This window comes from Synechocystis salina LEGE 00031 (assembly GCF_015207985.1).
In the GTDB taxonomy this organism is placed as follows: Bacteria; Cyanobacteriota; Cyanobacteriia; order Cyanobacteriales; family Microcystaceae; genus Synechocystis; species Synechocystis salina.
In genome coordinates, this window is record NZ_JADEVV010000091.1 from 1 (window position 1) to 6,496 (window position 6,496).

The following is a 6,496-nucleotide window of genomic DNA, read 5'->3' on the forward strand; positions in this document are numbered from 1 at the left end:
TAAGAGACAGACCATCCCCCCTATCCCCCCGACCAACCGGAAATAGAGCGGGCCTTCGTCGCCATTACCAAAAATTTTGGCCCCTGGATTGACGGAGCGGTGATGGTGGATTTTACCAGGGAAGAAGATGGCTATAGCCCTGAGTTTTACGGTCTAACAGCGCTGCGCGATCGCCTGGCGGAGAGACTACCCAAGGCCGAAGCCCAAACCCTGCATCAACTATTGGATGGGGAAACGGGCAAGCGACTGGGCAACATTTACCGGGATGTGGCCCGCCGGTATATTTTGGCTTTTTCTGTCATGGCGGCAACCCTGGCCGCAGTACCCCTCCCCTTTGCGACGATGCCCGTGCTAACAGCGCTCCAAGTTTCCTTGGTGGGATTGCTGGGTAAACTCTATGGGCAGGTGTTGACCCCTTCCCAGGCAGGGGGGGTGGTCAGTGCCATTGCGGGGGGATTTTTGGCCCAGGCAGTGGGGCGAGAACTGATTAAATTTGTGCCGGGATTTGGTTCCGTAGTAGCGGCATCCTGGGCAGCGGCCTACACCTGGTCTTTGGGGGAAGGGGCCTGTGTTTATTTTGGGGATTTGATGGGGGGCAAGAAACCAGATCCACAAAAAATCCAAGCGGTGATGCGAAATGCTTTCCAAGAAGCCCAAAATCGGTTTAAAAATCCCCCTAGTGGCCATAATTAGGTTAGGTTCTCCCAAGGCCATGGCCACAAAAAATTGGAGTGATCACCATCCATGTTCAGATTGGTTCAGGGGCAGGCTCCCCATACCCTGCACACGTTGGGAACGGCGGCGGCGGTTAATTGGTTTAAGAGTATTTGTCTGATTTTGGCTGATAACCAGATTCAGTGCAGTGTTTGGGCTAAGTTTAGTGGGCAATCTCCCTGGCAAACGGCGATCGCCGACTATAGTCAAACGGGGTTGTTGAAGCATTTATATTGGTGTCGTCCCGGGGATGGGGATGAGCCGGGGCCGGTAGCGGGGTTGAGGTTGGACCTAAAAACAACCATTAGTCCATTGCTTTTGGAAGTTGATACCCATTGGCAGGGGGAAAGTTTTTTCTGTTTTCTCAGTGCCGAAATTAGCCTCTTAATTTTGCTGAATGAATCCCCGGAAAACCCCAAGGTGGTCAATATTTTACAAAGCTTTTCTCCACGGGTGATTGGGCATTATTTAAATCAATTAAAACAATTATTAGTGGTGGCGGACGATTTGCCAGTGGATTTGTTCGCACCGGAGAAGCTGCCCTCCAGCACTGATTTGGATTTGGTTAATCAACTGGTGCAAGGGATGGGACCACCGCTCAAAAAAATTACGAGTAATGATAATAAGCAGCCGAATTATACGGCGATCGCCAACTCCTTTGTGGTTAATTTGATTCGGGAATTGGGTATTCCCCTCACCAATACCAAAACAGCACTGCAATTGTTGGAATCTTTTCAACAAAAAAAGGAAGCCCGCCAGCGATATTTAGACTTAATTAGACAAAATTGTGATCGCCAAACTGATTTGATCACTGGTTTACAGGCGTTGTTGGAAATTGATGCCACTGCCCCCTCCCCAGAATCAGTGTCAATTGCCGATTGCATTATGGGGGTAATCGGTATTTACCAGCCCATCGCTGCAGAAAAATCAATTACCTTGAACTCCACTGTGGTGGAAAACTGTCCTCCAGTGGCCTGTTCCCGGGCGGATTTGCAAGCCATACTGCAAAGATTACTAGAAAATGCCCTGCAATTCACTGACTCTGGGGGGAGGGTGCAAATTAAAGCCTATCACCAGGAATTTCAGGTGGAAATTGTGGTGAATGATAGTGGTTGTGGCATTGCCAGGGCGGACATCCCCCATTTATTTGAATGTTTTTTCCGGGGGCAAAATACTTCCTCGGGAATCCAGGGGGCGGGGTTGGGTTTGACCATTGTCCATCGCCTAGTGGAACGGTGGGGTGGCAAAATTACTGTCCACAGTCGCCCCGGACAGGGTAGTAATTTCCACATTTTTTTGCCAGCTATGGTGGATAATTCCCTCGGCCACCGTTTTGTTGTCACCAACTAGGTTTTGTTCTCTGATGTTCTGATCTGTGGGTCTTGGTCCGCCGTTGCCAATGTTATTTAAATCCCGTCGTAATTTGATTATTCTGCTGGCGATCGCCGTGGTGGCGGTGGGAGCATTACTGTGGGCAGGAACCGGGCGGGCAGACCATCTGCAAGGATCTACTTATAGTACTAGTCCAGGGGGCTATGGCGCTTGGTGGCAATGGATGGAACAAAGGGGAAACCCCGTAGAGCGGTGGCGTAAACCGGGGGACGAACTCACCAATCTACCAACCCCGGTGACTTTGCTAAGAATTGACCCCCGACCAATCACTAACATTGCGCCCTATGGGGATGGCGGTAATGTCACCCCCCAGGAGTGGGAGTGGGTAGCCCGTGGTAATCGTTTGGTTTACCTAGGACGATGGGCCGAATTGACCGAAGCTCCCTTTACTCAAACCGTAGCTAGTGACCAGGGCCCGGTACGCATTCAGGGCAGAAGGCGATCGCCCCAAAAGGAAGGGAAAATATTAGCGGACGAATACGGCACCCTCATTTGGCGGCAACGGCAAGGCAGGGGAGAAATTATCTGGGTGGTACCTCCCTTTTTGGCGGCCAATGCTTTTCAGGATGACCCAGGCAACTTTGCCCTACTCCAATCTTTACTGACGGAAGGTAATAATCCCCTGTGGGTGGATGAATATTTACACGGCTATAAGGATACGGAAACCCTCCAGAAGGAAGGATTGGCATCGGTGTGGGCCTATCTGCAAAACACGCCCCTAATGCTAATTTTTCTGCAATCCCTAGTGGCTGTGATTCTCCTAGTCATTTTTGGGAACCGACGTTTTGGCCAACCCCAAGCACCCCCTAGTCCGACTAGCAACAATAACCAAGCCTATATCCATGCCCTGGCCCAGGTGTTGGAAAAAGGCGATCGGCCTCAATTTGTGGTGCAACAATTGCTCCAGGCGGAAAGTCCCTCCCTACAGAGGCGATTAGGCAATTTGCCCAAGGCCAAGGAAAGTGAAGCTACTGCGGCCTTACTAACCAACCTTAGCCAGCCAGACAAATTGCCCAAAAATGAGAGTGACTTACGGGTATGGTTAAAACAATGGCAACAACTGCAAGCCCAACTACCTCCCTCTAGCTAAAATCCATTGGGCAATGGCCTCAAACCCAATGCGGTGGAGTAACTGCCCATTATGGGGGCTGATTGAGTTAATGTTTTGCGTTTATTTCGGTGTTTTTAGGGCTTTTGCCAATCAACTCTGCCAAAACTGCCATTGCCATCAATTGCTCGATTTTCCTTCCCTTGACCAAACCCTATGACCCGTCCTCTGTTTAACGAACTCCGTGGCCATTTGGAAACATTTTTGGTGGGCCAACCCCATCTCATCCAGGAATTACTGGTGGCCTTGTTGGCCGGAGGGCATGTGATCATAGAAGGGGTGCCGGGTACGGGCAAAACTCTGTTGGTGAAACTCCTAGCCCAATCGATCCAATCCCAATTTAGGCGGGTACAACTAACCCCGGATATGTTGCCCTCCGACATGGTGGGGGTAAACGTGTTTGACTTCAACCAGCAGGCCTTTAGCCTCAAACAGGGCCCAGTGTTTACGGAAATTTTGCTAGCGGATGAAATTAACCGCACTCCCCCCAAAACCCAGTCTGCTCTGTTGGAAGCGATGGAGGAGCAGCAAGTGACCCTCGATGGCCAGACCCATGCGCTACCAGCCCTATTCTGGGTAGTGGCCACCCAAAACCCCTTGGAGTTTGAAGGTACCTATCCCCTACCGGAAGCCCAACTAGACCGCTTTTTATTTAAGCTAGTGGTGGACTATCCCCCCCAGGCCGCAGCGAAACAAATGTTGGTCAATTTTCAACAGGGTTTCCATGCCCAACGGCAAGACCTGGAGCAGTTAACCACCATTGCTACTGTAGAAGAAATTTTGGCCAGCCGGCGATCGGTAGAGGATATTACAGTGGATGAAAAGCTGTTGGATTACCTCTTGGCCCTGGTGGAAAAAACCCGCTATCACCCCGATGTTTTGATTGGAGCTTCCCCTAGGGCCTCCCTCCGTTGGTTGCAAGCCGCCAAGGCCGATGCTTGGCTGAATGGGCAGGAATATTTAGTACCGGATAATCTCAAAACCGTTGCTCCGCCCCTATTGCGTCACCGTTTAATCCTACGGCCGGAAGCCCAGCTTGATGGCATTGGCATTGATGATGTGATCACCGCCATTGTGGAACAGACCGCAGTGCCCCGTTGAAGCGAAAGGACCGAGATTCAGAATCCCCATGGCCATTGGTGTAAGGTTGAAGAAAGGCCCTGGGCGGAACTCAATTGTTGCCATAGGGGAATTACCACAGACAGCCTCCCCCGTTCTCGCTAAGATGGAAAGGAAACTGTTTGTGTATTTTTGCCAAAATTAGCAAGACCAAATTTTCTTTGTCCCACTGCCAATCCAGGTTAGCCACTGTGCCCCAGGCATAGCCAATGGAATTCTCCTGACTCGGTAATGGCTGAAAAGCAGTTCCGACTCGATAAACTAAGCCAAAGTAACCGATATTACCAAAGCTTTAGCGTTGGGAATTCCTAGGGGCACTGCAAATTTTTCCGACGGCATCTTGTAACTTTAGATTTTCAATTTCTTTTAATTTTCCCCTAAATTTTCCATAGGAGTAACGCATTATCATGAGCCAAGCCACCGCCACCCAAGCCAAAGGCATTCAACTTTCCGATGCGGCCCTCAAACACCTCCTGGCCCTGAAAGAACAACAAGGAAAAGATCTTTGTTTACGGGTGGGGGTGCGCCAAGGGGGCTGTTCTGGCATGTCCTACATGATGGATTTTGAAGAACCAAACCGGGCAACGGAACATGATGAAGTGTTCGACTATGAAGGTTTTCAGATTATCTGCGACCGGAAAAGTTTGCTATATCTCTATGGCTTGATGCTGGACTACAGCAATGCTCTCATCGGTGGAGGCTTCCAGTTTACCAATCCTAACGCCAATCAAACCTGTGGTTGTGGTAAATCCTTTGGGGTTTAAACTTTGATTCTAGTTTGGGCCATTCAACAGAAATAACACTAGGAAAAATCAGGGCGGGAGTAGCGTCTCCTGCTCTTTTTTGTGGCTATTTTAAGGCATTTTTCTCCGTACTAGGACTGATTTTTTCGTAATTAAGTAAAGCAATGCTGAAAGTAACGAGACACACCCCTAGAATTTGGATATTGGTGAGGCTTTCTTGAATAGCCAATCCCGCCAGCACCACCGTTAAAGCCGGATTAGTTGCCCCAATAATGGCCGCTCGACTGGCACCGATTAAATGGATGCCCCAGTTGTTCAGCACATGGCCCGCTAAGGTGAATAAAGCCGACAACAGGGAGCCAACGGCAATGGCTAACCAGGGTAAATTACCTTCGTTGGGACGCCAAATGATTAGGCACAGTATGGAAAGAATCAGGGTGGTGGCAAAACTGATCCAGGTAAAGGGGACTGGATGGAGTCTTTGAAAGCTCCTTTGGGCAAATACCGTATAGCCAGCATAGACAATGCCGGAAGCAATGCCAGTGCCGATGCCGATGGCCAATGTTTGTTGCTCCCCGCCGTAGCCATAGGGAATGGTTAGAAATGTACCTAGCAACGTTAAACCAATCACTAGCCAGCGCAATAAACTGGGCACATCGTTGAATAGTCGCCACGCCAATAACGCTGTAAAGATCGGGTAGGTAAAAAATAGGGTGATGGCGATGCCGGTGGGAATGTAGCTGATGGAAATGTAGAGCAAAACTAGGTAGAGAAACATTAAAAATCCACAGCCCAGGGCCTCCCAAATTATTGAGCGATGGGAAGCCTGTTTCAGTTGATTAATTTCCCGCCAGGTATTTCCATAGAGACGTTGGGAAATCAGGGCCATGAGCGGTACTACCCAAAGCATTCTCAGCAATAGAAGGAGAAAAGAATGGCTCAGGGTCGGAGTGACAAAACCACCCACTTGCCAAATACCTAAAATATTTTGCTGGGAATATAAAATTCGGACAATGACGTTATGAAAACAAAAGAAAATGGCGGCAAGGAGGACTATTAATAGTCCCGTCAGATTGACATTAGATAAAATTCGCATAATTTTTTGATGCCGCTACTCGGAAATGGAACACCGTTGTCCCTAAAAATGGACTTGACCAAGGATATGGCGTAGGCGATCGTAGTCATCTTTGAGGAGCAAACTGAGGTGACGGCCAACGGTTACTAGCCAGGCCCGATCGCCTTGGCGGAGGAGATAAATTTCCCTCAGAGCAGCTGCAATCAGGGCATCAACGGGGGCATCGGTAATTTGCAAAAGAATACGTAGAAAATCTGGAGAATCGGTAAACTGCATCACTTCTTGGCGATCGCACTGGAACACTGCCTGGTGAATTTGGGGCGGGCGGGGTGGTAAATAGTGAAA

6 protein-coding genes and 1 pseudogene are annotated in these 6,496 nt (G+C 49.4%); 5 read left to right on the top strand and 2 right to left on the bottom strand.

Features of this window, described 5'->3' with window-relative positions; translation table 11 throughout:
- The first annotated feature begins 102 nt into the window (after positions 1–102).
- The 5 genes from IQ217_RS18375 (at position 103) to IQ217_RS18395 (ending at position 5,097) form a co-directional block, all read left to right on the top strand.
- Positions 103–693, top strand: a complete 591-nt coding sequence (locus IQ217_RS18375) for a YcjF family protein (protein ID WP_228025796.1) — start codon at positions 103–105, stop codon at positions 691–693.
- A gap of 51 nt (positions 694–744) precedes the next feature.
- A complete protein-coding gene (locus IQ217_RS18380; RefSeq protein ID WP_194021344.1) occupies positions 745–2,064 on the top strand; it encodes a sensor histidine kinase in 1,320 nt (439 codons plus the stop codon).
- 49 nt (positions 2,065–2,113) lie between these two features.
- Positions 2,114–3,196 (top strand): DUF4350 domain-containing protein, encoded by a 1,083-nt coding sequence (locus tag IQ217_RS18385; RefSeq protein WP_228024285.1) that lies wholly within the window; start codon positions 2,114–2,116, stop codon positions 3,194–3,196.
- A gap of 174 nt (positions 3,197–3,370) precedes the next feature.
- Positions 3,371–4,315 carry an AAA family ATPase gene (locus IQ217_RS18390; RefSeq protein WP_194021348.1) on the top strand — a complete coding sequence of 315 codons (945 nt, stop codon included), beginning with the start codon at positions 3,371–3,373 and terminating at the stop codon, positions 4,313–4,315.
- A 425-nt stretch (positions 4,316–4,740) separates the two neighbouring features.
- Positions 4,741–5,097, top strand: a complete 357-nt coding sequence (locus tag IQ217_RS18395) for an iron-sulfur cluster assembly accessory protein (protein WP_010871376.1) — start codon at positions 4,741–4,743, stop codon at positions 5,095–5,097.
- Between the two features lie 85 nt (positions 5,098–5,182).
- On the opposite strand, the gene IQ217_RS18400 is transcribed toward IQ217_RS18395, so the two are convergent.
- Together IQ217_RS18400 and IQ217_RS18405 are read right to left on the bottom strand one after the other, a co-directional pair.
- Positions 5,183–6,172, bottom strand: coding sequence for a DMT family transporter (locus IQ217_RS18400; protein ID WP_194021350.1), 990 nt, complete (start codon positions 6,170–6,172; stop codon positions 5,183–5,185).
- 42 nt (positions 6,173–6,214) lie between these two features.
- A pseudogene (locus tag IQ217_RS18405) lies at positions 6,215–6,496 on the bottom strand (hypothetical protein); the annotation flags it as partial.

Bases quoted from the DNA above. Each gene is read 5' to 3' on its own strand.
- IQ217_RS18390 (WP_194021348.1), top strand. From the start codon at position 3,371: ATGACCCGTCCTCTGTTTAACGAACTCCGTGGCCATTTGGAAACATTT.
- IQ217_RS18400 (WP_194021350.1), bottom strand. From the start codon at position 6,172: ATGCGAATTTTATCTAATGTCAATCTGACGGGACTATTAATAGTCCTC.
- IQ217_RS18395 (WP_010871376.1), top strand. From the start codon at position 4,741: ATGAGCCAAGCCACCGCCACCCAAGCCAAAGGCATTCAACTTTCCGAT.
- IQ217_RS18385 (WP_228024285.1), top strand. From the start codon at position 2,114: ATGTTATTTAAATCCCGTCGTAATTTGATTATTCTGCTGGCGATCGCC.
- IQ217_RS18380 (WP_194021344.1), top strand. From the start codon at position 745: ATGTTCAGATTGGTTCAGGGGCAGGCTCCCCATACCCTGCACACGTTG.
- IQ217_RS18375 (WP_228025796.1), top strand. From the start codon at position 103: ATGGTGGATTTTACCAGGGAAGAAGATGGCTATAGCCCTGAGTTTTAC.